This window comes from Aeromonas sp. R1-2, from assembly GCF_040908505.1.
Classification (GTDB): Bacteria; Pseudomonadota; Gammaproteobacteria; order Enterobacterales; family Aeromonadaceae; genus Aeromonas; species Aeromonas veronii.
The window spans coordinates 38,822-65,048 of sequence record NZ_JBFODU010000037.1; the positions used below are offsets into that span (position 1 = coordinate 38,822).

Sequence of the window (26,227 nt, forward strand, 5' to 3'; positions counted from 1 at the left end):
ATTCTTAATGAGCGGAGAACCTCGCAATGGCACAGCATTTTGACTATATCGCCATCGGCGGCGGCAGCGGCGGTATTGCTTCTGCCAACCGGGCTGCCATGTACGGTAAGAAAGTTGCCCTGATTGAAGCCAAAGAGTTGGGTGGAACCTGCGTCAACGTAGGCTGCGTACCGAAGAAGGCTATGTGGTATGCAGGCCAGATCGCCGATGCCCTGAAATATGGCGCCGACTACGGCTTTGACACCACCCTCAACCACTTCAACTGGGCCAAGCTGGTCGAGTCCCGCCAGGCCTACATCGGCCGCATTCACCAGTCCTATCAGAACGTGCTGGGCAAGAACCAGATCACCGTCATCAAGGGCTTCGCCCGCTTCGTCAGCAGCAACACCATCGAGGTTAATGGCGAGCACTACACGGCCGATCATATCCTGATCGCTACCGGTGGCAGCCCGGAAATTCCGGCGATCCCGGGTGCCGAGCTGGGTATCGACTCCGACGGTTTCTTCGATCTGCAAAGCCAACCCAAGCGGGTTGCCGTAGTGGGTGCGGGCTACATCGCAGTCGAGATCGCAGGGGTGATGCAGGCGCTCGGCTCAGAGACCCATCTGGTGGTGCGCAAGCACGCGCCGCTGCGCAACTTCGACCCCATGATCCACGAGACACTGGTCGAAATCATGGCGCAGGAAGGGCCCAAGCTGCACACCCACGCCATTCCCAAAGCCGTGCTCAAAAACGCTGACAACAGCCTGACCCTGCAACTGGAAGATGGTCGCCACCTCACCGTTGACTGCCTGATCTGGGCCATCGGCCGGGTACCGGCTACCGACAACCTCAATCTGGCTGCCGCAGGCATCGCGCTGGACGAGAAGGGCTTTATCCCGACCGACAAGTTCCAGAACACCGCCGTCGCCAACATCTATGCGGTGGGTGACAACACGGGGCGCATCCAGCTCACCCCGGTGGCCGTCGCGGCGGGCCGTCGCCTCTCCGAGCGGCTGTTCAACAACAAGCCGAACGAGCACCTCAACTACGATCTGGTGCCGACCGTGGTGTTCAGCCACCCGCCCATCGGCACCATAGGCATGACCGAACCGGAAGCCATCGCCCAATACGGCGAGGATCAGGTGAAGGTCTACCGCAGCCAGTTCACCGCCATGTACTCGGCACTGACCCAGCATCGCCAGCCCACCCGGATGAAGCTGGTCTGCGTCGGCCCGGAAGAGAAGGTGGTCGGTCTGCATGGCATCGGCTTTGCGATGGACGAGATCCTGCAAGGTTTCGGCGTCGCCATGAAGATGGGGGCCACCAAGGCTGACTTCGACAACTGCGTTGCTATCCATCCGACCAGTGCTGAAGAGTTCGTGACGATGCGATAGGTACGTTTGAAGTTGGCCTGTCACGAGCAGCCTGCTTCTACAGCCATGTAACCCCTTCCCCCAAACCCGGCTCAGGCCGGGTTTTTTGATCCCTCCTCACTATTTCTCTCGCAAATCCGTCGTTCTTTACGCCGATTTTACGCCTGCCACATGGCGCTTTATGGCGCCTTTACGCCTGTTTTACATACCCTTTTCAGCGTCAATGACACCAACAGAGTCGATATGGTCTTACATCGGCTCTCGCAGCTAATTATCTCAATGGAGTCGATATGAATTGGCTATATCTGCTGCTCGTCCTCGCCTTGATGGCCTATCTGATGCGCGCACTCACGCGCGCTCACGAGTGAGGGACTACCTATATGCAGCAAGAAATTATCTACCCGGTGGCCAGCAAACTGCCGAGCCTCGTGAGCAATCCAATGCGTGCCCTGACGCACCGTGACCACGAGTGAGGAACTAGAACATGTGGCAAGAAATAATCTATCCGGTGGCCTTCGTGCTGCTGGTTCTGCTGCCGGCACCGCTGCTGGGCAACTACATCTACCGGGTATTTGAAGGCAAAATCCACTGGCTGGCACCGGTCGAGCGCGCCACGCTGGCTTGCTGTGGCACCGATGGACGGGAGCAGGACTGGAAGTCCTACGCCCTCAGCCTGCTGGCCTTCAACGGCGCCGGTTTCGGTCTGCTGTTCCTGATCCTGATGGCGCAGGGGTTGCTGCCCCTCAATCCGCAACAACTGCCGGGTCTGAGTTGGCAACTGGCATTCAACACCGCGGTCAGCTTTATGACCAACACCAACTGGCAAGCCTATTCCGGTGAGGCCAGCCTCTCCTACTTCAGCCAGATGGTGGGCCTGACCACCCAGAACTTCGTCTCCGCAGGGACGGGCGCCGCCGTCGCCATTGCCCTGTTCCGCGGTATCGCCCGTCAGCAGACCATCAACCTTGGCAATTTCTGGCAGGATCTGGTGCGTTTCTGCCTCTATGTACTGCTGCCCATCGCGCTGATCATGGCGCTGGTGCTGGTATGGCAAGGGGTGCCGCAAAGCCTCTCCGCCTATCTGCCGTTCCACGGTGTGGAGGGTCAGGAGCAGCTGCTGCCTCTCGGCCCGGCGGCCTCGCAGATCGCCATCAAGCAACTGGGCTCCAACGGCGGCGGCTTCTTCGGCATCAACTCCGCCCACCCGTTCGAGAACCCGACCGCCCTCTCCAACTGGCTGGAGATGGTCGCCCTGCTCACCATCGCCGCAGCCATGGTCTTTACTCTGGGCCGCTATGTGAAGGACATGGCCCACAGTCGCGCCATTCTCGGCGCAATGACCCTCATGCTGGTGCTGGGGCTCTTCGTCTCCCTCTCCCAGGAGCTGAAACCGGATCCCGCCCTCGCCCAGCTCACTACTGACGCCAGCAACATGACTGGCAACTGGGAAGGCAAGGAGAGCCGCTTCGGCCCTGTGCTCTCCAGCATCTGGGAAGTGGCGACTACTGCCGCCTCCAACGGAGCCGTCAACGCCATGCACGACAGCTTTACTCCGCTCGGCGGCATGGTGGGCATGATCAACATGCTGCTGGGTGAGGTCATCTTCGGCGGGGTCGGCTCCGGTATCTACGGCATGATGCTGTTCGTGCTGCTGACCGTGTTCCTGTGCGGCCTGATGGTGGGACGTACCCCGACCTATCTGGGCAAACGCCTCGGCATCACCGAGATGAAGTGGGTGGTTGCCAGCATGCTGGTCATGCCGGTGGGGGTTTTGGTGATCGGTGGTGTCACCCTGCTGATGCCGGATTCCAGCAGCATCATCGGCCATGATGGCCCGCACGGTCTGTCACGCCTCATTTATGCCTACGCCTCGGCTGCCGGCAACAACGGCTCCGCCTTCGCCGGTTTTGCCGCTGGTGACAACTGGCAGTGCATCGCCATCGGTCTGGCCATGCTGCTCGGTCGCTTCGGCTACATCATTCCAGTACTGGCCATCGCCGGTCAGCTGGCCCGTGCGCCCCGTCAGGAGACGAGCGAAGGGGACTTCCCCATCAGCGGCCCGCTGTTCGTTACCCTGCTGATCATCACCGTCCTGCTGATAGGTGGCCTCTCCTTCCTGCCGGTGCTGGCACTGGGTCCGGTGGCCGAACATCTGAGCCTGATCGGAGGGGCACTCTGATGAACCTGACCCTGTCGATCACCATCCGGATGCCAATGGCCAACTATCTGATGCTGGGAGCTTTCCAATGAGCAAGTCCACTGCAATGAGCACCGACACCATGTTGGTGAAGGGCAAAAAACAGAAATCACAGATCATCCAGGCAATGGTTGAGGCCCTTTATCGCTTCAATCCCAAGGCGCTGTTTGGCAGCCCCATCCTGTTCACCCTCTGGCTGGCCGCAGTCATGGCGACCGTGGAGTCCCTGCTGGGGCAGCCTTTCTCCGGCGTCGCCCCCTCGCTGGCCTGGCAGCTGACCGCCTGGCTCTGGCTCACCCTCTGGTTTGCCAACTTCGCGGAAACCCTGGCCGAGGGGCGCGGCAAGGCTCGCGCCGACAGCCTGAAGGCGGGCATGAGCCAGCTCAAGGCCCGTCGGGTGGCGAATGCCAAAGATGGTCAGGGCGAGTGGGTACCCGCCACCAGCCTGATGAAGGGGGACCTGGTGCTGGTACGCAGCGGCGAGATGATGCCGGCCGACGGTGAAGTAATCGCCGGCATCGCCTCGGTCAACGAAGCCGCCATCACTGGCGAATCCGCCCCCGTCATCCGCGAGTCGGGTACCGACCGCAGCGGCGTGACCGGCAACACTACGGTCGTCTCCGACGAGATCTGGGTGCGCGTCAGCAACAATCCGGGCGAAAGTACGTTGGATCGGATGATCGCACTGGTGGAAGGGGCCAAGCGCCAGAAGACCCCCAACGAGATGGCGCTGGACGCCCTGCTGGTGGGCTTGACCCTGATCTTCCTGCTGGTGGTCGCCACCCTGCCCTGGTTCCTCGACTACAACGGCACCCAGGTCCCGCGTCTCTACCTGATCGCCCTCTTCATCACCCTGATCCCGACCACCATCGGTGGCCTGCTCTCCGCCATCGGCATTGCCGGTATGGATCGACTGGTGAAGCTGAACGTCATCGCCAAGTCTGGCCGTGCCGTGGAAGCGGCTGGTGACGTGCGCACCCTGCTGCTGGACAAGACCGGCACCATCACCTTCGGTAACCGGATGGCGGATGAGCTGATCCCGGCCCCCGGCGTCGACCCTGCCCTGCTGGCACAAGCGGCCATGCTGGCCTCGCTGGGTGACAACACCCCGGAGGGCAAATCCATCCTGACTCTGGCCAGCAAGAGCATGGCCAAGCCGAGCCAGCTGGAGAGCGACAAGGTGATCCCCTTCAGCGCCGAGACCCGGCTGAGCGGACTGGATCGCAACGGTCATCAATATCGCAAGGGTGCGGTGGATGCCGTGTTGAACTACCTGAGCCTCGACCGCAAGGCGGTGCCTGAGCTGGTGCTCAAGTCAGTCGACAGCATCGCCCGTCAGGGTGGCACCCCGCTGCTGGTATGCACTCAGGAGAAACTGCTGGGGGTGGTCTACCTCAAAGACATCATCAAGCCCGGTATCAAGGCTCGCTTCCAGATCCTGCGCCATATGGGGATCCGCACCGTGATGATCACCGGCGACAACCCGAAAACCGCCGCCGCCATCGCCGCCGAAGCCGGGGTGGATGACTTCATCGCCGAAGCGACGCCGGAGAAGAAGCTCGCCTATATCCGGCAGGAGCAGGCCGATGGCCGTCTGGTCGCCATGTGCGGTGACGGCGCCAACGATGCGCCCGCACTGGCGCAGGCTGACGTGGGGCTGGCCATGAACGAGGGTACCCAGGCCGCCAAGGAGGCGGGCAACCTGGTGGATCTCGACTCCAACCCCACCAAGCTGCTGGATGTGGTGCTGGTCGGCAAACAGCTGCTGGTGACCCGTGGCGCCCTGACCACCTTCTCCATCGCCAACGACGTGGCCAAGTACTTTGCCATCCTGCCAGCCCTGTTCATCGCCGCCTACCCGCAACTGGGGGCACTGAACCTGATGCAGCTGGGCAGCCCGCAGAGCGCCATCCTGTCGGCCATCATATTCAACGCCCTGATCATTGTGGCGCTGGTGCCGCTGGCACTGCGCGGTGTCGACCTGAAAGGCTCGGCCGCCAGCCTGCTGCGCCGCAACCTGCTGATCTACGGTGTCGGCGGCCTGCTGGTGCCGTTTATCGGCATCAAACTGATCGACCTGGTCATCACCGGCTTGGGTCTGGTGTAACGACATAACCGGGATGCGGGTCAGATCCGCATCCCCAGCCATCCATTTGGAGCAAGAGAATCATGATAGCAATCAGAACCCTGTTGACCCTGACCCTGCTGCTGGGGGTCGCCTACCCGCTGGCGGTCACCGGACTGGCCCAACTGCTGTTCCCCTGGCAGGCCAACGGCAGCCAGCTCACCGATAGCAAGCAGCAGCTGATCGGTAGCGCCCTGCTGGGGCAGAAATTCGAGCGGGCTGACTACTTCCATCCCCGTCCCTCCGCCAGCGATTTCAACACCATTGGCGGCAGCGCCAGCAATCTGGGGATGAGCTCACCGCTGCGGGCAGAGTTTGCCGAACAGGCAGCCAAGGCACAGCCGGGAACCCGCTCCCCCGCCATGCTGACCCGCTCCGCCTCCGGCCTCGATCCCCACCTGCCGCTGGATGCGGTGCTGGCTCAGGTCGACCGCGTCGCCAAAGAACGTGGACTGGATCCCGCCCAACTAACGGAGCAGGTCAAGTCGGCCACACAAGCTGGTATCCTTGGCCCGCAGGTGGTCAACATTCTCCAGCTGAATCTGCAACTGGATCATATAAAGGGCGCCTGATGGCGCCCATTCCGGTTTGGTGATGACCTCGATTTTCGAAACGGGCGGTTGGCTCGATAGGGATAACAATGGCTGATGTAGCAAGCGCTGATGCCCTGCTGACGATTCTGATGCAGGAGCATGGGGATGCGTGATGAGGTAAGGGCCGACGCCCTGCTGGCGAGCCTGGAACAGGAGCACAAGGGCAAGCTGAAGGTGTTTCTCGGCGCCGCTCCCGGCGTGGGCAAGACCTACGCCATGCTGCAGGCGGTGCGGGAGCAGGCCAAAGAGGGGGTAGACATCCTGATCGGCGTGGTGGAGACCCACGGCCGGCAGGAGACGCTGGCCCTGCTCGACAAGCTCGCTATCATGCCGCGCAAGATCCACATGCACCGCCAGCAGCGACTGGAGGAGATGGATCTCGACGGCCTGCTCGCCCGCAAACCGGCCATCGCCGTGGTGGACGAACTGGCACACAGCAACGCCCCCGGCAGCCGCCACGAGAAGCGTTGGCAGGATGTAGAGGAGCTGCTCAACGCCGGGATCGACGTCTACACCACCCTCAACGTGCAGCATCTGGAGAGTCTCAACGATCTGGTGTGGCAGCTGACCGGGGTCAGGGTAAAAGAGACTCTGCCAGATCAGGTGCTGCTGGAAGCCGACAGTCTGGTGCTGATCGACCTGCCCCCCAAGGAGCTGCTCGGCCGCCTCAAGGAGGGCAAGGTCTATGTGCCCCATCAGGCCAAGGCGGCACTGCAATCTTTCTTCTCCCTCAACAACCTCACCGCATTGCGGGAGCTGGCGATGCAGACCGCCGCCAGCCATGTGGAGGGCGATTTGCAACTGCAGTGGCAGGCTGCGGGCAAGAGTACCTTGCCGCTGCGGGGCAAGCTGATGGTTTGCCTCGGCGACCTGCACGGCCCGGCGCTGGTGCGCTACGGCCACCGCTTTGCCCAGCGCCGCCAGCTTCCATGGCTGGTGGTGCATGTCGACAGCAATGGCCGCCGCTCTGCTGATGTGGAGCAGGCGCTGGCGCTCGCCTCCCACCTCGGTGCCAAGGTGCTGACCCTCTCCAGTCCGGCGGTCGCCAACACCCTGCTGGAGACCGCCGAACAGCAGCAGGTCTCCCAGCTGCTGCTCGGCAAACCTCACAAGGCGCCATGGCGCCGCTCGCTGGTGCAGCACCTGCTCAAACAGGCGCAGGGGCTCGAAATCACGCTGGTCGATACCGAAAAGCAAAAGCCCGAAGTGGGGGTGCGCATCCCGACCCCGAAGGATATTCACCACAGCCTGCTGGCGGTGACCATCATGGGGATCACCTCGGCCGCCGCCTGGGGGCTCTCCTACTGGCTGCCGCCAGCAGCGTTGCCGCTCATCTTCGTGCTGGGGGTGCTGGCGACCGCCCTCACCACCAGTCTGGTGCCCGCCACACTGGCGGCGGTGCTGGGCTTTATCGCCCACAATCTGCTGTTCACCGCCCCCTACTTCTCCCTGAGCGTCGCCAACCACAGCGATCTGCTCACCCTGTTTGTGCTGCTTATCGTCGGCATGACGGCGGGGCGGCTCGCCTCCCGCCAGCGGCAACAGCTGATCGGTCTGCGCGAGACCCAGCAGCTGGGCAATGCCCTGCTCTCCCTCAGTCAGGGGCTGGCCACCGCCAGCAGCCCGGAGGAGGTGCTCAGACAAGGTGCCCAGGCCATTTCACTGGCGCTCGGCCAGCCGACCGTGGTGATCGACAAGGAGTTCAACGACAGGCTCGGCAACGAGAAGCACAGGCCCGGCCAGACCGACAAGGCGGCTATCGACTGGTGTCTGGCCCAGAAGCAGAGCGCCGGGGCCCACACCGCCACCCTCAATGCCGCCGAGGCCCAGTATCACCACCTCAGCGATGATCTGGTGATCGGCATAACGCTGGCCAATCCGCTCTCCTCCTCTGCCGAGCACCAGCTGCAGGCGCTGCTCACCGATATTCGCGCCGCACTGGCGCGGATCGACCTCAACGAGCGGCTGGCCGACAGCCAGTTGCAGGCGGAGACCGACCGGATGCGCGCAGCCCTGCTCTCCTCGGTCTCCCACGATTTGAAGACCCCCTTGGCGACCATCATGGGGGCAGGCAGCACTCTGTTGGAATATGGTGACCGGATCCCCGCCGAAGACCGCGACGAACTGCTCCACTCGGTGCAGGAGGAGGCTCGCCGCCTGCACAGCTATGTGCAGAATCTGTTGGATATGACTCGTATCGGCTCCCCCGACTTCCAGTTGAAACGGGACTGGGTCGATCTGGCAGATCTGGTGGAGAGCGCCCGCAAGCGGCTCGACTCCTCCTGGCGCCAGCACAAGCTGCTGGTCCATTTCGATCAGCATGTGCCCCAGCTCTATGTTCATGGCGCCCTGATCGAGCAGGTGCTGGTCAACATTCTCGACAACGCCTCCCGCTACTCGCCGGCTGGCACCCCCATCGAGTTCAAGGTGATGGTGGCCGAACCCGACCTCATCATCGACATCATCGATATCGGGGTCGGTATCGCCGAGTCGGATCGGGAGAAGATCTTCAATCTCTTCTACACCCAGCCGGTGGGCGATTGCGGCAGCCGTGGCACCGGGCTTGGCCTCGCCATTTCCCGCGCTATGATAGAGGCCCACGGCGGCAAGATTTGGGCCTTCTCCGGTCCCAATGGCAACGGAACCTGCATGCGCATCTCCCTGCCGCTCGCTCTCAATTCACCGGAGGTCTGATGGCTGACCGCCAGCTCAGGTCACTCAGCCCCTCCCACCATTCGCCTCTGGAGGTTCGATGGCGCACATTCTGGTCATAGATGATGAAGCGGCGATCCGTCGCTTTCTGCGGATCAGCCTGATTGCCGAGGGCCATCAGGTGAGTGAGGCGGTGGGGGTCAATGAAGGGCTGGAGCAGTATCGCCACCTCAACCCCGATCTGGTGATCCTCGATCTCGGTCTGCCGGATGGCGATGGTATTCAGGTATTGCAGGCCATTCGTGAGCATCACCCCAATCCTGTGCTGGTGCTGTCGGCCCGCGATTCGGAGCAGGAGAAGGTGCGGCTGCTGGATGCCGGTGCCAACGACTACATGAGCAAGCCGTTTGGCATCGGCGAGATGATGGCCCGCATTCGCGTGCTGTTGCGCCAGCGGGCTGGTGTCAGCAGCGGCGAGCGGCGCCACTTCCCCCAATGCGGCCTGACGCTGGATGTCAGCAGCCACAAGGTGACCATGAAAGACGAAGAGATCCCCCTCTCCCGCAAGGAGTTCGCCCTGTTGCAGGCGCTGGTGTGCCACCCCGGCAAGCTGGTGATGCAGACCCAGCTGCTCAATGACATCTGGGGGCCGAGCCACAAGGAGGACACCCACTACCTGCGCATCGTCATCGCCAGCCTGCGCAAAAAGCTGGGGGATAACCCCCAGCAACCGACGCTTATCGAGACCGAATCAGGTATCGGCTACCGCTTTATCGGCAACTGATGTTTCACGTGGAACGACGCCCACTGCAAATCAGCGCCAGCAGACCGCAGCCACTCAGCAACAGGCCGAGATCCTGCAATCCGGCCGCCACCGCCAACCCCAGACTGAGCAGCAGGTAGTAGCCAAGCCCGAACAGGGCGCCAGCACTGCCTGCAACTTCGCGATAGGCCAGCAGCGCCTGACTCAGCACATTGGGAATCGCCAGCCCAAAAGCGATGACTACACCCATCATGGGCAACAGGAACCAGAGGCTGGCCTGAGTCGCGCAGACCAGCAGCCCGGCGACCAGCGCCAGAGCGCAAGCCAGTCTGACCAGAGAGGACGGCAGCCACCCTCTCCCCAGCAGATGCTTGTTGAGCAGGCTGCCGAGCAGGGTCGCCAGTGCCAGCAAGATCCCCGAGTAGCCAAACTCGCCGGTGCTCAATCCCAATCCGGCAAACAGGAACGGGGCCAGACTGTAGTAGCCAAACAGCATGGTGTTGAACAGGGCGACCAACATGGCACTGCGCCAGAGTCCGCCATCCTTCATCATCCGGCACGCCAGCGGCCAGAGTGCGACTCGCTGGCTGGTGGCCGGACGGGTTTCCGGCAGCTGCCAGCAGGTCACCAGCAGCAAACCTACCGCCAGGACCAGCAGACCGCTGAACACTCCGAGATAGCCGAACCCGCTCGCCAGCTGGCCACCACTGAGCAGCCCCAGCACTGGGCTCAGGGAGAGCGCAATTCCCATCACCGAGAAGACCCGCGCCAGATCGCTGCCCTGATAGCTGTCACGCAGCATGGTCTGGGTCACCACGGAGCCCACCGCAGCGCCAAAGGCCGAGATAATCCGGGCCAGCAGCAGGGTTTCAAACTGATTGGCCAGCAGCGCCAGCAGGGTGCCTACACCATAGGTGAGCAGACCGGCCAGCATGGCGGGACGCCGCCCAATCAGATCGCAGAGCCGTCCCCAGCAGACCACGCCCACCGCAAACGCCAGAAAATAGACCGACAGAGTCTGGGATGCCTGCCCTTCGCTCACCCGAAACTGGGTGGCGATGTGGGTCAGGACCGGGCTGTAGATGGTCTCCACAATTTGGGGAAACATCATCAACCCCACCACCAGCCAGAGCGGTGGCAACTTGTTGTTCATGACAAACCTCCTTCACAAGAGGTCGCCATTCTAGAGAGATTCAGATTGTCTGATTACAATAAGCAGGACTATAAACATCAAAAATAGGACATATGGCCTTTATTCTTCCCGATCACCCTTTTGACCCCGACCAGCTGACGGGCAGCGTGATCGGCATCGCCTCCGCCCTCGGTTGGCACGACTCGGGCCTGCATCAACATCAACGCCATCAGCTGCTGTTCGCCCAATCCGGCTGCATGACCATGGAGCTGGAAGGTCGGGTCTGCCTGCTGCCGCCCACCCGTGCCGCCTGGCTACCTGCGGGCACTGCCCACCGGGTATTGATGCGTGGTGTGGTGGCCTACCGCTCACTCTACTTCCAGCCGCACCCCGAGTTGCCCGGCACGGTGGAGGTGCTGGCGGTCAATCCGCTGCTGCACGAACTGATCGAGCGGATGGCGCTCTGGCCGTGGGACAAACCGCAAGAGCAGCAGCAACGGACGGTGGCACTGTTTATGGAGGAGTTGGGGCAGGCGCCACGGGAGTCGTGGCAGTTGCCGCTACCGACCGATCCCAGACTGGGTGACTGGCTACAGCAGTTGAAACGGGGAGATGCCCTGCCCGATCGGCTCAACCGGCTGGCCGAACGGGTGGGTGCCAGTGACAAGACCATTGGCCGCATCTTCATGCGGGAGACCGGCATGAGCTATCAGGCGTGGCGTCAGCAGTGGCGGCTGTTGCGCGCCATGGAGCTGCTGGCCGAAAGCGAACCCATCAGCCGGATTGCCGCTGCGCTGGAGTTCTCCAGCGACAGCGCCTTCATCAGCTTCTTCAAACAACATACGGGACAGACCCCCCTGCGCTACCTCAACTCTCGGGGTGAGTCGCCACAGCCTGACTCGCCTCCACCACCAGGGTATCCAGCGCCAGCGGTTTGAGATTGTGCAACGCATCCTGCACTACAGCATGGGATGCCTGTTGCAACTCGCTCTGCACATCCTGCTCCAGCTGGGCACTCTCCAGCTCGGGCCGCGGGTTTTCGTTGGCCATCACGTTCAGGCTCAGGGCACTCACAATCAGGGTAGCGATCAGGCTTTTCATCTGGTTTGCTCCGGTATGGTTGAGATGACCAGATAGCTATTCCAATAGTTGTGCCAATCCTCACGCAATTCATAACATGATGATTTTGTTTAAATTAACTATATCTCGATACCAAATTGAGTCGCAAAATGCATCCCGCGCGGTCATTTTTAAACCAACAGTTGGTGCTTTTAACCACGCTTGATTTTTGCACCATGTTCCACGTGGAACGTCCCATCTTTTTGATCGACACCCGCTTTTAAACTGAGCTATGGTGCTACATCCCCGTAACTCAAACCTGGATCTGTCACTGAATGGAATTTTCCTTGTTCGGCGAGAAGTTCACTCGCCACGCCGGCATTACCCAACTCATGGATGACCTCAATCAGGGGCTGACCAATCCGGACGCCATCATGCTGGGTGGCGGCAATCCGGCCCCCATCCCCGCCATGCTGGAACGCTTTCAGGCCGAGGCCAAGAGCCTGCTCGACAACGGCGAGCTGGTCAAAGCGATGGCCAACTACGATGGCCCGCAAGGCAAAGACAGGTTCACCAAAGCGCTGGCCGCCCTGCTCAGCAAGGAGCTGGGATGGGATATCTCGGCCCGCAATATTGCCCTGACCAACGGCAGCCAGAATGCCTTCTTCTACCTGTTTAACCTGCTGGCCGGTGAATTTACCGATGGCCGCAAGAAGAAGGTGCTGTTCCCGCTCGCCCCCGAATACATCGGCTATGCCGACTCGGCGCTGGCCGACGATTACTTCGTGGCCTACAAGCCCACCATCGAGAAGCTGCCCGATGGCCAGTTCAAATACCACGTGGATTTCGAGAGCCTGCAGGTAGGGGACGACATCGGGGTGATCTGCGTCTCCCGCCCAACCAACCCCACCGGCAATGTGCTGACCGATGAAGAGATCGAACATCTCGATCAGATCGCCCGCGACAAGGGGATTCCGCTGCTGATCGACAACGCCTACGGCGTTCCCTTCCCGGGCATCATCTTCAGCGAAGCCAAGCCGTTCTGGAATGCCAACACCATCCTCTGCATGAGCCTCTCCAAGCTCGGCCTGCCAGGCACCCGCTGCGGCATCGTCATTGCCGACGAGAAGATCATCCAGGCCATCACCAACCTCAGCGGCATCATCAATCTGGCACCGGGCAGTCTGGGGCCTGCCATCACCATCCCGATGATCGAGAGCGGCGATATCATTGCCCTCAGCGAACAGGTGGTGAAGCCCTTCTATCAGCAGAAGGCGGAGCTGGCGGTGCAGCTGCTGCGCGAAGCGATCCCCGACCCGCGCTTCCATATCCACAAGCCGGAAGGCGCCCTCTTCCTCTGGCTCTGGTTTGAAGGCTTGCCGCTCCACTGTCAGGAGCTGTACGAGCGACTGAAGGCGAAGAATCTGCTGATCGTGCCGGGTCACTACTTCTTCCCCGGTATCGATGACCCCGAGTGGCGCCACAGCCAGGAGTGCATTCGCCTCAACTACTCCCAGAGCGAGGAGCTGGTGCGCCGCGGTATCGCCATTCTGGCCGACGAGATCAACGCCCTCTACGCTGGTTAATTCAATCCGGCGATACAAAAACAGAAAGGCCTGCAGATGCAGGCCTTTATTGTTTATCGCGATCCGGTTTGCTTAGCCGGGCAGCGCCAGCTGCTCTGGTTTGCCGATGGGGATGGCTCTGGGCTTGAGCGCCTCCGGCAGCTCGCGAGCCAGATCGATGGTCAACAGACCATGCTCCAGCTTGGCGCCCTGCACTTCCACGTGCTGGCTCAGCTTGAAGGCGAGCTCGAAGTCACGCTCGGCAATTCCCTGATGGAGGAACTGACGCTCACCGGCCGCAGCCCCTTTGCGCCCCTTCACCTTGAGGGTGCCGTTTTCGGTCTCCAGCTCCAGCTCTTCGCGCTCGAAGCCAGCTACGGCGACCGTGATGCGATAGCCATCCTGATCGCGCTTTTCAATGTTGTACGGGGGGTAAGCAGCGGTCTTCTGATCGAACAGACCTTCCAGCTCACGGGCCATCCGCTCGAAGCCGACGGCGTTGGAATAGAGATGAGAAAAATCGAGGTTACGCATAATCCTATCCTTCTAATAAGCAACAGGTTCAACTCTCCACAGGCCCGTCATCGGCACCCGGGAAATTTTAAAATTTCAGTAAATTCAGGCTATCAGCCGTTGATCTCTATCTTGCGCGGCTTCATCGCCTCGGGCACTTCACGCACAAGCTCGATGTGCAGCAAGCCGTTTTTCAGGTCGGCCCCTTTCACCCGCACATAGTCGGCCAGCTGGAAGCGGCGCTCGAAACCACGTTCGGCGATCCCCTGATAGAGATAGTTGCGCCCGGTGTCGGCCTGCTTGTTGCCCTTCACCGTCAACAGATTTTCCTGGAAGCTCAGCTCCAGCTCTTCCTGGGTAAAGCCCGCCACCGCCATGCTGATGCGGTAGTCGTTGTCACCCAGCTGCTCGATGTTGTAGGGGGGATAACCGGCATTGCCATTGCTGGCCGCAGATTCGATGAGATTGGCCAGACGATCGAAACCGATGGCAGAACGATAGAGCGGAGAAAAGTCGATAGAACGCATAGTATTACCCTCTTGTGAGCGATAACGGATTGTTTGCCCTCCTTATGGACGGGCGCCTGGTCGAAACCTCTGTCGAGCGTTCCGGCCTTGTTACCTATATAGGGGCTCACTTTTTGCTTTCAAGGGGATTTTTTCAAATTTTTTAAATGGCCGCGCCGACCTGTAGAACATCAACCTGTTGGCCCGATAGTGATGATAATCGACCCGTGGGCCACTGATGGCAACTCGCTCCGTCTCCCATAATTGGTTGCATATCCACCAGCCAACATGGAGCCATCCCATGAAGATTACCCAGGTTCGCAACGCCACCCTGCTGCTCGACTATGCCGGCACCCGCTTTCTGATCGACCCCATGCTCTCGGCCAAAGGGGCCTTCCACGGCTTTGAGGGCACCGCCAACAGCCAGCTGCGCAATCCGCTGGTCGAGCTGCCGCTACCGATCGATGCGCTAGTCGATGTGGACGCCGTGATCGTCACCCACGATCATCCCGACCACTGGGATGATGCCGCCAGAGCCCTGATCCCCAAACATCTGCCGCTCTTGGTACAACATCAGAAAGATGCCGATGCCATTCGTGCCAGTGGCTTTGAGGATGTGCGCCTGCTGAGCGACCAGCCCGAGTTTGCCGGCATTCGCCTGCAGCAGACCGGTGGCCAGCACGGCAGCGACCAGTTGATGGCGGTACTGGGCGAGCGCATGGGAGAGGTATGCGGCGTGGTCTTCTCCCACCCCGATGAACAGTGCCTCTATCTGGCCGGTGATACCATCTGGCATCCCCGGGTCGAGCAATCCCTGCAACAGCATCAGCCCGAGGTCATCATCCTCAACTGCGGCGATGCCCAGGTGCCCGGACTCGGTTCCATCATCATGGGCAAGGAGGATGTCGCCGCCGTATATCAGGCCGCACCGCAAGCCACGCTGATCGCCAGCCATATGGAGGCGGTCAATCACGCAGTGCTGTCACGCCAGGAGCTGCGCGATTATCTGGCGAAACGGGGCATGACGGATCGGGTACGGGTGCCAGAAGATGGCGAAGCGATATCGCTGTGACCCGCAGGAGGGCCATGCCAGAGATGGCCCTTCGGCTTTCACTGCCGAACGCTTATGATGAGGGGTCTGCGCGCAGAGAGGAGCCAACACCATGACCACCCCGATCGTTGCCGTGGTGACCTTCGATCACTTCAGCCCTTTTCACTGCGCTGTCCCCTGCCTCATCTTCGGCGATATTCTGCCGGGCCAACCGCTGTTCGAGCTCAAGATCTGCTGCGGCGATGGCAACCCTCATTCACACTCGGCGCAAGGCTTCACCATTCAGGCTCCCCATGGGCTGGAGGTGCTGGCCGAGGCGGAGATCATCGTCATCCCCTTCTGGCACGACCCGGCAGCACGGCCACCCACAGCGCTGCTCGATGCCCTGATTGCCGCCAGAGCCAGAGGTGCCCGGCTGGTCGGGCTCTGCCTCGGCACCTATGTGCTCGCCTACGCCGGGCTGCTCAATGGTCGCAAGGCATCGACCCACTGGGAGTACGAGCAGGATTTCTGCCACCGCTTTCCCTGCGTGCAGCTCGATACCAACGCCCTCTATGTGGATGACGAGGGGTTGGTCACCTCGGCAGGCACTGCCGCCGGGCTGGACTGCTGCCTCTATCTGGTGCGCCAGTACCACGGCTCGGCCATCGCCAACAAGGTGGCGCGGCGGCTGGTGATCCCGCCTCACCGGGAAGGGGGCCAAGCCCAGTTTATCGAACAGCCGGTGCCCGCCTCCACCCGCGATGTCCGGATGAACCAGTTGCTCGATCACCTGCGTACCCATCTGGCCGAGCCTCACACCCTGGACTCTCTGGCAGCTCACACCTTGATGAGTCGGCGCACCTTTACCCGCCGTTTTCATCAGGCAACTGGCCTCTCGGTGGGTGAATGGCTGCTGGCGGAGCGGCTCAGGCGCAGTCAGGAGCTGCTGGAGGTAAGCGGCCATTCCATCGATCGCATTGCCGAGCTGGTCGGCTTCAAGAGTGCCACCTCCCTGCGCAATCACTTTCGTGCCCGCTTTGCCATCTCCCCCAGCGAGTGGCGCCGATCTTTTCGCGGCCAAAACCCCTGATACCAAAGCACTATGTTTCACGTGGAACGTGCCACCTACTCCGCCCAAAAACAAAAAGCCGCTCACAGGGAGCGGCTTTTTTATATCGAGCTGACAGCGTCGATTAGACGTCGAGGTTGGCTACGCGCAGGGCGTTGGTCTCGATAAAGTCACGACGCGGCTCTACAGCGTCACCCATCAGGGTGGAGAAGAGCTGATCAGCACCGACGGCGTCGTCGATGGTGACGCGCAGCATGCGGCGGGCTTCCGGATCCATGGTGGTTTCCCACAGCTGGTCCGGGTTCATCTCGCCCAGCCCTTTATAGCGCTGGATGTAGATGCCGCGTTTGCCTTCACCCATCAGCCACTCGACGGCTTCCACGAAGTTGGCAACCGGCTTGACCTTCTCACCACGCTTGATGAAACCACCTTCCTCGATCAGGTTGGCGATCTCCTTGCCCAGCGAAACCAGCTGACGGTACTCACCGGACTGCAGGAAGTCGTAGCTGAGCGGATATTCGCGGTCGACACCGTGCTGACGTACCACGGCGTGCGGCACGTACAGGCTGCGCTCTTCGTCACGACGAACCTGGATCTGGTACTGGATACCGTGGTTGCTCTCGTTGAGCACGGCTTCCATACCCTGACACCAGGCCAGCAGATCGCTCTCGCTGTTCAGCAGCGCTTCGTTCAACTCCGGCTGATAGATCAGCTGGGTCAGCACGGCTTCGGGCGCACGACGAGACATGCGGGTGATCAGGTGAGTCACCGAGCGGTGCTGGTTGACCAGGCGCTCCAGTGCCTCGCCACCGATAGCCGGGGCAGACTCGTTAACGTGCAGAGTGGCACCATCCAGCGCCATGGCGGTCTGGTACTGCAGCAGCGCGTCTTCGTCTTTCAGATACTGCTCCTGCTTGCCCTTCTTCACTTTGTAGAGCGGCGGCTGGGCGATGTAGACGTAGCCACGTTCGATGATTTCCGGCATCTGACGATAGAAGAAGGTCAGCAGCAGGGTTCGGATGTGCGCACCATCGACGTCCGCATCGGTCATGATGATGATGTTGTGATAACGCAGCTTGTCCGGGTTGTACTCGTCGCGACCGATACCGCAACCCAGTGCGGTGATCAGGGTGCCCACCTCTTGCGAGGAGATCATCTTGTCGAAACGGGCCTTCTCTACGTTCAGGATTTTACCCTTGAGCGGCAGGATGGCCTGGTTTTTACGGTTGCGACCCTGCTTGGCGGAACCGCCAGCAGAGTCCCCTTCCACTATGTAGAGTTCGGAAAGAGCCGGGTCTTTTTCCTGACAGTCAGCCAGCTTGCCGGGCAGACCGGCGATATCCAGCGCGCCTTTGCGGCGGGTCAGTTCGCGGGCTTTGCGGGCCGCTTCGCGGGCACGGGCCGCATCGATGATCTTGTTGACCACGATCTTGGCATCGCCCGGGTTTTCCAGCAGGAAGTCGGCCAGCTTCTCACCCATCGCCTGTTCAACGGCGGTCTTCACTTCGGAAGAGACCAGCTTGTCTTTGGTCTGGGAGGAGAACTTGGGATCCGGCACCTTGACGGAGATAACGGCAATCAGACCTTCACGCACGTCGTCGCCACTGGCGGCAGACTTGGCCTTCTTGCTGTAGTCCTCTTTGTCCATATAGGAGTTCAGAGTACGGGTCAGCGCAGTACGGAAACCAACGAGGTGAGTACCACCATCCCGCTGCGGGATGTTGTTAGTGAAGCAGTAGACCCCTTCCTGATAGGCGTCGTTCCACTGCATCGCCACTTCAACGCCGATACCATCCTGCTCGGTGGTGAAATGGAACACCTTCGGGTGGATCGGGGTCTTGTTCTGGTTCAGGTATTCAACGAATGCCTTGATGCCACCCTCGTAGCAAAAATGCGCCTCGCGGCCATCACGCTCGTCTTGCAGACGGATGGAGACACCGGAGTTGAGGAAGGAGAGCTCGCGCAGGCGCTTGGCCAGGATCTCGTAATGGAACAGGGTATCGCTGAAAATGGCCGGGCTCGGCCAGAAGCGAACTTCGGTACCGGTGCCGGTGCTGTCGCCAATCTGCTTGAGCGGCGCCTGTGGCTCACCCAGATGATAGGTCTGCTCGTAGACGTGACCGTTACGACGAATAGTCAGCAACAGCTTGTCAGAGAGGGCGTTAACCACCGAGACACCCACGCCGTGCAGGCCGCCGGATACCTTGTAGGAGTTGTCATCAAACTTACCGCCAGCGTGCAGCACGGTCATGATGACCTCTGCGGCGGAGCGGCCCTCCTCCTCGTGCATGTCTACCGGGATACCCCGGCCATTGTCACGCACAGAGACAGAACCGTCGGAATGGATCTTGACCAGAATATCGGAGCAGTAGCCAGCGAGCGCCTCGTCAATGGAGTTATCGACGACCTCGAACACCATGTGGTGCAGACCCGAGCCATCATCCGTATCGCCGATATACATCCCCGGGCGCTTGCGGACCGCATCCAGGCCCTTCAGCACCTTGATATTCGAGGAGTCGTAAGTATTTTCACTCATAGCTTACTCTCTGCCTTCTCTAACGTTTCGGAGATTTTACCCTGTTCCACGTGGAACAACTTACAGTCATTCGCATCCATCATGTCTGCGAGCTGACCGGTGTCGATGGCGGTGATAAACACCTGGGACGCACACTGCTTCAGCCTTGCGGCCAGCAAGCGGCGCTTGTCGACATCCAGTTCAGAGGCAAAATCGTCAATTAAAAAAATACAGCCACGGCTGCTATGTTGATTCAAATAGAGCCCTTGGGCCAGTCGCATAGCGCAGACCAGCAACTTCAGCTGACCCCGGGACAAAATATCCTGAGCGGGCACCCCGTTCGCCTTGAGGCGCACATCGGCTTTCTGTGGACCGACACCGGTATAGCCCAGCGCCCGATCCCGCTCAAACCCCGCCTCCAGCAGATCGCCGAGGGGAGTATCTTTCTCCCAGCCCCGGTAAAAGCCGAGACTGATATCGAATTCCGGCAGAAAATCCGCCGTCATCTCCTTGATCAGGGGAGTAATGGCCTGACAATAACTGGCGCGAAACTCTGCCAGCTCACCACCCAGCCGCACCAATTCCTGATCCCAGAACGCCAGCTGGCGGTACTGGGTGCTCTGGCGCAACAGCGCATTGCGCTGTTTCAGCAGCCGCCGCACTCGTCCCCAGAGAGCAAAGAAGGTCGGCTCCTGATGAAAAACGCCCCAATCGAGCCAGGCCCGGCGAGCCTGAGGCCCGCCCGTCAGCAGGTTGAAGCCATCGGGATGGATCAACTGCACCGGCAACAGCTCCGCCAAATCGGCAAGCCGCTGGGCCTGCGCCCCGGCAATCTTGAGCTGGGTCTCGCCACTCTTGTCTTTGGCAAGACCGATCGGTACCTGACGCCCCTCCAGCTCGCACTGGGCAAACAGGGTAAAGGCCCTCTCCCCCTGGCGGATGACCCGCCCGGTCAAATGAGTGCGAAAGGAGCGCCCCAGACCAAGGTAGTGAATGGCTTCCAGCACGCTGGTCTTGCCGCTGCCATTGCACCCGACCAGAATGTTGAGGCCGGGCGACAGCTTGAGACTGGCTTGCTGGATATTGCGAAAGTCGCTGAGCTGGAGTTTGACCAGAGACACGACTAGATCCGCATCGGCATCACCACGTACTGAGCATCCTGATGTTCAAAATCCTCAATAATGGCACTGCTGATGGAATCGCTCAGGCTAATCCGAATTTGGTCACATTTTAACGTATTCAGCACGTCGAGCACATAAGAGACGTTAAAGCCGATCTCCATCTCGCCAGCGGCATATTGTACGTCAAGCAGCTCTTCGGCTTCTTCCTGTTCCGGGTTGTTGGCGGTGATGCGCAGCAGGTTTTCCTGCAGATTGAGACGCACCCCACGGAATTTCTCGTTGGAGAGGATGGCGGCGCGGGCAAACGCCTGACGCAGATCCTCACGGCCGGCGATGAGCGCCTTGTCGCTGTTGCGCGGAATGACGCGGCGCCAATCCGGGAAGCGGCCATCCACCAGCTTGGAGGTGAAGATGAAGCCGTCCAGCGCAGCACGCAGGTTGCTGCGACCGATCTGCAGACGTACCGGCTTGTCTTCCGCTTCCAGCAGACGTACCAGCTCCAGTACCCCTTTGCGCGGCAGGATAACCTGATGATCGGGCAGCGATTCCCCTACTACCTCGCGGCGGCAGGTGGCCAGACGGTGACCGTCGGTCGCCACGGTGCGCAGACCGTGACCTTCGCTCTCGAACAGCATGCCGTTCAGGTAGTAACGCACGTCCTGGCTGGCCATGGAGAACTGGGTCGCATCGATCAGCTTCTTCAGCTCCAGCTGGCTGATATCGAACTCGAGCACGGATTCCCAATCCTCGATGTTCGGATACTCGGTCGCCGGCAGGGTCGAGAGGTTGAAGCGGGAGCGACCGGACCGGATGATCAGGCGCTCGCCTTCGGTATTGAGACGGATCTCGGCGCCTTCCGGCAGACCACGGCAGATATCCAGCAGCTTGCGCGCCGGTACTGTGGTGCGGCCATCTTCGCTGGCCCCGTTCAGATAGACCTGACCGATCATCTCTACTTCGAGATCGGTACCGGTCAGTGACAGCAGACCGTTGCTGACATCAAGCAGCACGTTGCCGAGGATCGGCAGGGTCGGTCGGCCGCCGAGGGCGCCGGACACCAGTTGCAGAGGACGTAACAGGGCCTCACGGCTAATTTCGAGCTGCATCTGTGCTCTCCGTTGTGATTAGGAGGAAAAGATTCGGATCAGGTTGGAATATTCGCGCTGCATCTGTCCACTCGATTCCGTTATCAGGAAGAAAGGGTACGGATCAGGTTGGAATAGTCCTCCTTGATGTCGTGACTCTCCTCCTTCAGCTGCTCGATCTTGCGGCAGGCATGAAGAACGGTAGTGTGGTCACGGCCACCAAAGGCATCACCTATCTCCGGCAAACTGTGGTTGGTCAGCTCCTTGGCCAGTGCCATCGCCAGCTGGCGCGGACGGGCAACGGAGCGGGAACGACGCTTGGAGAGCAGATCCGCCAGCTTGATCTTGTAGTACTCCGCCACCGTCTTCTGGATATTGTCGATGGTGACCAGCTTCTCTTGCAGTGCCAACAGGTCGCGCAGCGCTTCGCGCACGAAATCGATGTTGATGGCACGGCCGGTGAAGTTGGCGTTGGCGATCACCCGGTTGAGGGCACCTTCCAATTCACGGACGTTGGATCGCAGACGTTTGGCAATGAAGAAGGCCACTTCGTCCGGCAGATGGATCTGGTTCTCGTCTGCCTTGCGCATCAGGATCGCGACACGGGTCTCCAGCTCCGGCGGCTCGATCGCCACGGTCAGGCCCCAGCCGAAGCGGGACTTGAGGCGATCCTCGACACCGTTGATCTCCTTCGGATAGCGATCCGAGGTCAGGATGATCTGCTGGTTACCTTCTAGCAAGGCATTGAAGGTATGGAAGAACTCCTCCTGGGAGCGCTCCTTGTTGGCGAAGAACTGGATGTCATCGATGAGCAGGGCATCGACGCTGCGGTAGTAACGCTTGAACTCTTCAATGGCGTTGTTTTGCAGCGCTTTCACCATGTCCTGAACAAACCGCTCGGAGTGCATATAGATGACTTTGGCATCTTTTTTACTCTCCTTGATGGCATTGCCAACGGCGTGCAACAGGTGGGTTTTACCCAGGCCGGTGCCACCATAGAGGAACAGCGGGTTGTAAGCACCACCCGGATTGTCCGCTACCTGACGGGCAGCCGCACGCGCCAACTGGTTGGACTTACCCTCAACGAAATTCTCGAAGGTATAGTTCACGTTGGTGTTGCTCTTGTGGTTCGGCTCGGGCTTGGCTTCAGCCTTGCTTTCCCAGCTCTTCTGCAAGTTATTCACAGGCGCGGCACCCTGTACCGGCGCTCTGGCGACAGCAACAGGATGGGGACGATTGCCTATATCAAAACGCAGGGCGGGGCCGTCGACCCCGCAGAGTTCGTTGATGATGCCGTTAACCCGGATGAGATACTTGTCTCGTACCCAGTCCAGAACAAAGCGATTCGGTGCATACAGGGTCAGAGTATTGTCACTCAACTCCGCTTGAAGCGGCCGGATCCACATGCTGAATTCTGCCGAGGGCAACTCATCTTGCAGCCGGTTAAGGCACTGCTGCCATAGCGAAGCAGTCACTCTAAACTCCTGTCGATTGATTAACTAAAGACCGGCTATTCTACGTTTTTAGCCGCCGGATCTCCAGCCATCGCCCGGTGGATCCAGCAAATAAGATCCTTGACTTTCAAGGATCCAGCGCCTTTGGATCGGATTTCATCCCCAAAGTTACCCACAGCTTGATCCACCGTCCGGATTGGTCGATCCCGTGCTTCTCTCTTGTTATTTCATATAACCAAATGTCATTTATTTTTTAAATGTTATTCCAATAACATCAGGGCCAAACCAGTTATTACAACTACAAATACAAGACATTGAGAGAGAGAAACACCATGAAAACATCCATCAAACTGATTTCCGGCGCAGCCATCCTGCTCGCCACCCTGTCCGGTCAGGCCATCGCCCAGGAGACCATCAAGGTCGGCATGTCCGGCAAATATTTCCCGTTCACTTTCGTCAAGCAGGACAAGCTGCAGGGCTTTGAAGTGGATATGTGGAACCAGATCGGCGAGCGCACCGGCTACAAGGTCGAATTCGTGACCGCCAGCTTCTCCGGCCTGTTCGGCATGCTGGAAACCGGCCGCATCGACACCATCTCCAACCAGATCACCATCACCGACGAGCGCAAGGCTAAGTACGACTTCTCCCAGCCTTACGTCTATGACGGCGCCCAGATCGTAATACGCAAGGGCAACAGCACCATCCACGGTATCAAGGATCTGGAAGGCAAGAAGGTGGCCGTGAACCTGGGTTCCAACTTCGAAGAGCTGCTGCGCAAGAACGACCCGAACAAGAAGATCGACATCCGCACCTATGACTCCGCCTTCGAGCAGGATGTCGCCCTGGGTCGCATCGATGCCTTCGTGATGGACCGCGTCTCCACCGCCCAGCTGATCAAGGAGTCCAAGCTGCCGCTGCAACAGGCTGGCGCACCGTTCGAGACTATCGAGAACGCCCTGCCCTTCCTGAAGACCCCGGAGAAACAGGCGCTGCTGAAGAAGGTCGACGAGGCCCTGACCGCCATGCGCAAGGATGGCTCCCTTCGCCAGATCTCCGAGAAATGGTTCGCTTCCGACATCACCGACAAATAAATGATGGAATTTGACCTCGAATACACGCTGGGGCTGTTTCCCATCCTGCTCAAATATCTGGGCACCACGATGGAAATGGCCCTGTGGGGATTCGTGCTGGCACTCGTACTCTCGCTGGCCCTGGCGATAGTACGGGTGTTTCGCGTCCCCGCGATTCACTGGCTGGCGATGCTCTATATCTCGTTCTTTCGGGGTACACCGCTACTCGTTCAGCTGTTCCTGCTCTACTACGGACTGCCGCAACTGTTCCCGATCTTCGTGGGGATGGATGCCTTTACCGCCGCCATCGTCGGTCTGACCCTGCACTTCGCCGCCTACATGGCCGAGTCGATCCGCGCAGCCATCCTCGGCATTCACAAAAGCCAGATGGAAGCGGCGCTCAGTATCGGCATGAGCCGTTATCAGGCGATGCAGCGGATCATCCTGCCGCAGGCGGCCCGCATCGCCACCCCGTCGCTGATGAACTACTTCATCGACATGATCAAGAGCACCTCGCTGGCCTTCACCCTGGGAGTGGCCGAGATCATGGGCAAGGCGCAGATGGAAGCCTCCTCCTCCTTCAAGTTCTTCGAGAGCTTTATGGCGGTGGCGCTGATCTACTGGGTAGTGGTGATCTTCTTTACCCGCTTGCAGCATCTGCTGGAAGTCCGTCTCAACCGTGCCTATTAAAGGAGGGCTCTCATGATCAAGCTAACCGGCCTCTCCAAGGCATATCACGGCAATCAGGTGCTCAACGGTATCGATCTGGAGGTCAAAAAGGGGGAAATTGTCGTCATCATCGGCCCCTCCGGCACCGGCAAGTCGACTCTGTTGCGCTGCCTGAACCTGTTGGAGACCCCGGATGCGGGCACCCTGGCAATCGACGATCTCGAGCTCAATCTGGCCAAGGCCAGTGAACAGCAGGCGATCGAGCTGCGCAAGCGGGCCTCCTTCGTGTTCCAGAACTACGCCCTGTTTGCCAACAAAACAGCGCTCGACAACATCGCCGAAGGGCTGATCACCGTCTGGAAGCAGCCAAAAGCGGAGGCCCGCGCCACAGCGCTCGGCATCCTCAAGGACATTGGCCTCGCCGACAAGCAGGATGCCTATCCGGCCTCCCTCTCCGGCGGCCAGCAGCAACGGGTCGGCATTGGCCGCGCCATGGCGGCCCACTCCAAGGTGATCCTGTTTGACGAGCCCACCTCGGCCCTCGATCCCGAGTGGGTCGACGAGGTTTTGGGACTAATGAAAGAGTTGGCCCGCCAGCACCAGACCATGGTGGTGGTGACCCATGAGATTGAATTTGCTCGTGATGTTGCCGATCGGGTGATCTTCATGGAAGGGGGGCGGATCGTCGAGCAGGGCCCGCCGGATCAGATATTTGTCGATCCCAAGGATCCCCGTACCCGGGAGTTCTTGCGGAAAGTCCTTAAATAGCTCTCTCTTTGGCGGCCTGGCCGCCTTTTTTATTGAGGGATCCCTTGTTTAACCCCGGGTTGCCAGTATAATCCGGAGCCCTTGATCCTCTGGATCCTCACGCTCGGCAGTGGCCTTTTCAAGACCACGGCAGGATGAGAGGGAACGGCGGATTGACTAAAAGCCGAACTCTGTTTAGAATTCGGCCTCTTTTGCTAGTCGTCACACGCTATAGCTGGCGCGTCGGCTAAGTGTGACAATCAAAACTGTACAGAAATACGGAATCGAATCATGAAACGTACTTTTCAACCGTCCAACCTGAAGCGCAAGCGCTCTCACGGTTTCCGCGCCCGCATGGCAACTGCCAACGGTCGTAAAGTTCTGGCCGCTCGTCGTGCCAAGGGTCGTGCCCGCCTGGTAGTCTAATGCCTACCCAGCACACCTTCTCTCGGGAGTTACGTCTGTTAACTCCCGAACACTTCAAACGCGTTTTCGCCGAGCCTGTCCGGGCCGCCTCTCCGCAGATTACCCTTCTCGCTTCTCCCAATTCGCTCGAACACCCTCGTCTTGGTCTCGCTGTGCCCAAAAAAGCACTCAAGCGTGCCGTTTGGCGTAATCGTGTCAAACGGGTGGTTCGGGAAAGTTTCCGCCTCAAACAACATCAGCTGCCCGCTATCGACATAGTGGTGATCGCCAAGGCCGGTGTGAAAGAGATGGATAACGAGGAACTGTTCAAGTTACTGGAAAAGCTATGGCGCACCCTGTCACGCCGTTGCAATGGGTAGCTATCAAACTGATACGCCTGTATCAGCTAATCATTAGCCCTCTGCTCGGGCCGCGCTGCCGTTTTACCCCAACTTGTTCCCAATTTGCGATAGAAGCCATCCGACTTCACGGTTTCATAAAAGGCGTTTGGTTAGCCAGCAAACGTCTATTAAAATGCCATCCCTTATCCGAGGGTGGTTATGACCCGGTTCCGCAACCAAAGCGAAGAAACTGAAAAC

The 26,227-nt window shown here is 59.8% G+C and carries 24 protein-coding genes; 16 read left to right on the forward strand and 8 right to left on the reverse strand.

Going from position 1 to position 26,227, the window contains the following annotated elements; translation table 11 throughout:
• The first annotated feature begins 26 nt into the window (after positions 1 to 26).
• The 6 genes from gorA to AB5Y76_RS14410 all read left to right on the forward strand — a co-directional run bounded on the left by gorA (position 27) and on the right by AB5Y76_RS14410 (position 9,706).
• A complete protein-coding gene (gene gorA / locus AB5Y76_RS14385) occupies positions 27 to 1,376 on the forward strand; it encodes a glutathione-disulfide reductase (RefSeq protein WP_263718271.1) in 1,350 nt (449 codons plus the stop codon).
• Positions 1,377 to 1,839: 463 nt separating this feature from the next.
• Positions 1,840 to 3,534: a potassium-transporting ATPase subunit KdpA gene (gene kdpA / locus AB5Y76_RS14390; protein WP_263718272.1), complete on the forward strand. Its 1,695-nt coding sequence runs from the start codon at positions 1,840 to 1,842 to the stop codon at positions 3,532 to 3,534.
• A gap of 67 nt (positions 3,535 to 3,601) precedes the next feature.
• Positions 3,602 to 5,659, forward strand: coding sequence for a potassium-transporting ATPase subunit KdpB (kdpB, locus tag AB5Y76_RS14395; RefSeq protein WP_263718273.1), 2,058 nt, complete (start codon positions 3,602 to 3,604; stop codon positions 5,657 to 5,659).
• Positions 5,660 to 5,721: 62 nt separating this feature from the next.
• Positions 5,722 to 6,249, forward strand: coding sequence for a potassium-transporting ATPase subunit C (locus AB5Y76_RS14400; protein ID WP_216952526.1), 528 nt, complete (start codon positions 5,722 to 5,724; stop codon positions 6,247 to 6,249).
• A 126-nt stretch (positions 6,250 to 6,375) separates the two neighbouring features.
• Positions 6,376 to 8,964 (forward strand): sensor histidine kinase KdpD, encoded by a 2,589-nt coding sequence (locus AB5Y76_RS14405; RefSeq protein WP_263718274.1) that lies wholly within the window; start codon positions 6,376 to 6,378, stop codon positions 8,962 to 8,964.
• A gap of 58 nt (positions 8,965 to 9,022) precedes the next feature.
• A complete protein-coding gene (locus AB5Y76_RS14410; RefSeq protein ID WP_005357169.1) occupies positions 9,023 to 9,706 on the forward strand; it encodes a response regulator in 684 nt (227 codons plus the stop codon).
• A 4-nt stretch (positions 9,707 to 9,710) separates the two neighbouring features.
• On the opposite strand, the gene AB5Y76_RS14415 is transcribed toward AB5Y76_RS14410, so the two are convergent.
• Complete coding sequence (locus AB5Y76_RS14415; protein ID WP_263718275.1) at positions 9,711 to 10,838, reverse strand: multidrug effflux MFS transporter; 1,128 nt, start codon at positions 10,836 to 10,838, stop codon at positions 9,711 to 9,713.
• Between the two features lie 92 nt (positions 10,839 to 10,930).
• On the opposite strand from AB5Y76_RS14415, the gene AB5Y76_RS14420 reads away from it, so the two are divergent.
• Positions 10,931 to 11,755 (forward strand): helix-turn-helix domain-containing protein, encoded by an 825-nt coding sequence (locus AB5Y76_RS14420; RefSeq protein ID WP_263718276.1) that lies wholly within the window; start codon positions 10,931 to 10,933, stop codon positions 11,753 to 11,755.
• Here the strand turns inward: AB5Y76_RS14420 and AB5Y76_RS14425 are convergent.
• Positions 11,685 to 11,918, reverse strand: coding sequence for a hypothetical protein (locus tag AB5Y76_RS14425; RefSeq protein ID WP_005342304.1), 234 nt, complete (start codon positions 11,916 to 11,918; stop codon positions 11,685 to 11,687). The genes AB5Y76_RS14420 and AB5Y76_RS14425 overlap by 71 nt on opposite strands.
• Positions 11,919 to 12,211: 293 nt before the next feature.
• On the opposite strand from AB5Y76_RS14425, the gene AB5Y76_RS14430 reads away from it, so the two are divergent.
• The gene (locus tag AB5Y76_RS14430) at positions 12,212 to 13,462 is read left to right on the forward strand and encodes a valine--pyruvate transaminase (RefSeq protein WP_257691522.1); all 1,251 of its coding nucleotides are present in this window, start codon (positions 12,212 to 12,214) and stop codon (positions 13,460 to 13,462) included.
• A 72-nt stretch (positions 13,463 to 13,534) separates the two neighbouring features.
• Here AB5Y76_RS14430 and AB5Y76_RS14435 read toward each other — a convergent pair whose 3' ends face one another.
• Together AB5Y76_RS14435 and AB5Y76_RS14440 are read right to left on the reverse strand one after the other, a co-directional pair.
• Entirely contained in the window at positions 13,535 to 13,975 is a 441-nt protein-coding gene (locus tag AB5Y76_RS14435; protein WP_005357182.1) for an Hsp20 family protein, read from the reverse strand.
• Between the two features lie 92 nt (positions 13,976 to 14,067).
• On the reverse strand, positions 14,068 to 14,481 hold the full coding sequence (locus tag AB5Y76_RS14440; RefSeq protein WP_005339298.1) for an Hsp20 family protein: 414 nt from the start codon (positions 14,479 to 14,481) through the stop codon (positions 14,068 to 14,070).
• 280 nt (positions 14,482 to 14,761) lie between these two features.
• Between AB5Y76_RS14440 and AB5Y76_RS14445 the strand changes: the two genes are divergently transcribed.
• Positions 14,762 to 15,532 (forward strand): MBL fold metallo-hydrolase, encoded by a 771-nt coding sequence (locus tag AB5Y76_RS14445; protein WP_204419922.1) that lies wholly within the window; start codon positions 14,762 to 14,764, stop codon positions 15,530 to 15,532.
• Between the two features lie 91 nt (positions 15,533 to 15,623).
• Positions 15,624 to 16,583, forward strand: coding sequence for a helix-turn-helix domain-containing protein (locus AB5Y76_RS14450; RefSeq protein ID WP_257691521.1), 960 nt, complete (start codon positions 15,624 to 15,626; stop codon positions 16,581 to 16,583).
• A gap of 103 nt (positions 16,584 to 16,686) precedes the next feature.
• On the opposite strand, the gene gyrB is transcribed toward AB5Y76_RS14450, so the two are convergent.
• The 4 genes from gyrB to dnaA form a co-directional block, all read right to left on the reverse strand.
• A complete protein-coding gene (gyrB, locus tag AB5Y76_RS14455) occupies positions 16,687 to 19,098 on the reverse strand; it encodes a DNA topoisomerase (ATP-hydrolyzing) subunit B (RefSeq protein WP_005357188.1) in 2,412 nt (803 codons plus the stop codon).
• Positions 19,095 to 20,198 (reverse strand): DNA replication/repair protein RecF, encoded by a 1,104-nt coding sequence (gene recF / locus AB5Y76_RS14460; protein ID WP_005339305.1) that lies wholly within the window; start codon positions 20,196 to 20,198, stop codon positions 19,095 to 19,097. The genes gyrB and recF overlap by 4 nt, the downstream gene beginning before the upstream one ends.
• Before the next feature lie 2 nt (positions 20,199 to 20,200).
• On the reverse strand, positions 20,201 to 21,304 hold the full coding sequence (dnaN, locus tag AB5Y76_RS14465; protein ID WP_005339306.1) for a DNA polymerase III subunit beta: 1,104 nt from the start codon (positions 21,302 to 21,304) through the stop codon (positions 20,201 to 20,203).
• A gap of 83 nt (positions 21,305 to 21,387) precedes the next feature.
• Complete coding sequence (gene dnaA, locus AB5Y76_RS14470; RefSeq protein ID WP_005339307.1) at positions 21,388 to 22,758, reverse strand: chromosomal replication initiator protein DnaA; 1,371 nt, start codon at positions 22,756 to 22,758, stop codon at positions 21,388 to 21,390.
• Between the two features lie 311 nt (positions 22,759 to 23,069).
• On the opposite strand from dnaA, the gene AB5Y76_RS14475 reads away from it, so the two are divergent.
• The 6 genes from AB5Y76_RS14475 (at position 23,070) to yidD (ending at position 26,223) form a co-directional block, all read left to right on the forward strand.
• The gene (locus AB5Y76_RS14475) at positions 23,070 to 23,828 is read left to right on the forward strand and encodes an amino acid ABC transporter substrate-binding protein (RefSeq protein ID WP_263718277.1); all 759 of its coding nucleotides are present in this window, start codon (positions 23,070 to 23,072) and stop codon (positions 23,826 to 23,828) included.
• Positions 23,829 to 24,497: an amino acid ABC transporter permease gene (locus tag AB5Y76_RS14480; RefSeq protein WP_019445518.1), complete on the forward strand. Its 669-nt coding sequence runs from the start codon at positions 23,829 to 23,831 to the stop codon at positions 24,495 to 24,497. It begins immediately after the preceding gene.
• Between the two features lie 12 nt (positions 24,498 to 24,509).
• Positions 24,510 to 25,244 (forward strand): amino acid ABC transporter ATP-binding protein, encoded by a 735-nt coding sequence (locus AB5Y76_RS14485; RefSeq protein WP_263718278.1) that lies wholly within the window; start codon positions 24,510 to 24,512, stop codon positions 25,242 to 25,244.
• A 270-nt stretch (positions 25,245 to 25,514) separates the two neighbouring features.
• The gene (gene rpmH, locus AB5Y76_RS14490) at positions 25,515 to 25,649 is read left to right on the forward strand and encodes a 50S ribosomal protein L34 (RefSeq protein WP_005307156.1); all 135 of its coding nucleotides are present in this window, start codon (positions 25,515 to 25,517) and stop codon (positions 25,647 to 25,649) included.
• The gene (gene rnpA, locus AB5Y76_RS14495) at positions 25,649 to 26,008 is read left to right on the forward strand and encodes a ribonuclease P protein component (RefSeq protein ID WP_005342318.1); all 360 of its coding nucleotides are present in this window, start codon (positions 25,649 to 25,651) and stop codon (positions 26,006 to 26,008) included. The genes rpmH and rnpA overlap by 1 nt, the downstream gene beginning before the upstream one ends.
• Positions 25,975 to 26,223 (forward strand): membrane protein insertion efficiency factor YidD, encoded by a 249-nt coding sequence (gene yidD, locus AB5Y76_RS14500; protein ID WP_075116235.1) that lies wholly within the window; start codon positions 25,975 to 25,977, stop codon positions 26,221 to 26,223. The genes rnpA and yidD overlap by 34 nt, the downstream gene beginning before the upstream one ends.
• Positions 26,224 to 26,227 lie beyond the last annotated feature (4 nt).

Coding starts and splice junctions, on each gene's coding strand:
- AB5Y76_RS14475 (WP_263718277.1), top strand. CDS start 23,070: ATGAAAACATCCATCAAACTGATTTCCGGCGCAGCCATCCTGCTCGCC.
- yidD (WP_075116235.1), top strand. CDS start 25,975: ATGGCGCACCCTGTCACGCCGTTGCAATGGGTAGCTATCAAACTGATA.
- AB5Y76_RS14410 (WP_005357169.1), top strand. CDS start 9,023: ATGGCGCACATTCTGGTCATAGATGATGAAGCGGCGATCCGTCGCTTT.
- AB5Y76_RS14400 (WP_216952526.1), top strand. CDS start 5,722: ATGATAGCAATCAGAACCCTGTTGACCCTGACCCTGCTGCTGGGGGTC.
- AB5Y76_RS14415 (WP_263718275.1), bottom strand. CDS start 10,838: ATGAACAACAAGTTGCCACCGCTCTGGCTGGTGGTGGGGTTGATGATG.
- kdpA (WP_263718272.1), top strand. CDS start 1,840: ATGTGGCAAGAAATAATCTATCCGGTGGCCTTCGTGCTGCTGGTTCTG.
- gorA (WP_263718271.1), top strand. CDS start 27: ATGGCACAGCATTTTGACTATATCGCCATCGGCGGCGGCAGCGGCGGT.
- dnaN (WP_005339306.1), bottom strand. CDS start 21,304: ATGCAGCTCGAAATTAGCCGTGAGGCCCTGTTACGTCCTCTGCAACTG.
- AB5Y76_RS14420 (WP_263718276.1), top strand. CDS start 10,931: ATGGCCTTTATTCTTCCCGATCACCCTTTTGACCCCGACCAGCTGACG.
- AB5Y76_RS14405 (WP_263718274.1), top strand. CDS start 6,376: ATGCGTGATGAGGTAAGGGCCGACGCCCTGCTGGCGAGCCTGGAACAG.
- AB5Y76_RS14445 (WP_204419922.1), top strand. CDS start 14,762: ATGAAGATTACCCAGGTTCGCAACGCCACCCTGCTGCTCGACTATGCC.
- kdpB (WP_263718273.1), top strand. CDS start 3,602: ATGAGCAAGTCCACTGCAATGAGCACCGACACCATGTTGGTGAAGGGC.
- AB5Y76_RS14425 (WP_005342304.1), bottom strand. CDS start 11,918: ATGAAAAGCCTGATCGCTACCCTGATTGTGAGTGCCCTGAGCCTGAAC.
- AB5Y76_RS14435 (WP_005357182.1), bottom strand. CDS start 13,975: ATGCGTAACCTCGATTTTTCTCATCTCTATTCCAACGCCGTCGGCTTC.
- gyrB (WP_005357188.1), bottom strand. CDS start 19,098: ATGAGTGAAAATACTTACGACTCCTCGAATATCAAGGTGCTGAAGGGC.
- AB5Y76_RS14440 (WP_005339298.1), bottom strand. CDS start 14,481: ATGCGTTCTATCGACTTTTCTCCGCTCTATCGTTCTGCCATCGGTTTC.
- rpmH (WP_005307156.1), top strand. CDS start 25,515: ATGAAACGTACTTTTCAACCGTCCAACCTGAAGCGCAAGCGCTCTCAC.
- AB5Y76_RS14480 (WP_019445518.1), top strand. CDS start 23,829: ATGATGGAATTTGACCTCGAATACACGCTGGGGCTGTTTCCCATCCTG.
- rnpA (WP_005342318.1), top strand. CDS start 25,649: ATGCCTACCCAGCACACCTTCTCTCGGGAGTTACGTCTGTTAACTCCC.
- AB5Y76_RS14430 (WP_257691522.1), top strand. CDS start 12,212: ATGGAATTTTCCTTGTTCGGCGAGAAGTTCACTCGCCACGCCGGCATT.
- AB5Y76_RS14450 (WP_257691521.1), top strand. CDS start 15,624: ATGACCACCCCGATCGTTGCCGTGGTGACCTTCGATCACTTCAGCCCT.
- AB5Y76_RS14485 (WP_263718278.1), top strand. CDS start 24,510: ATGATCAAGCTAACCGGCCTCTCCAAGGCATATCACGGCAATCAGGTG.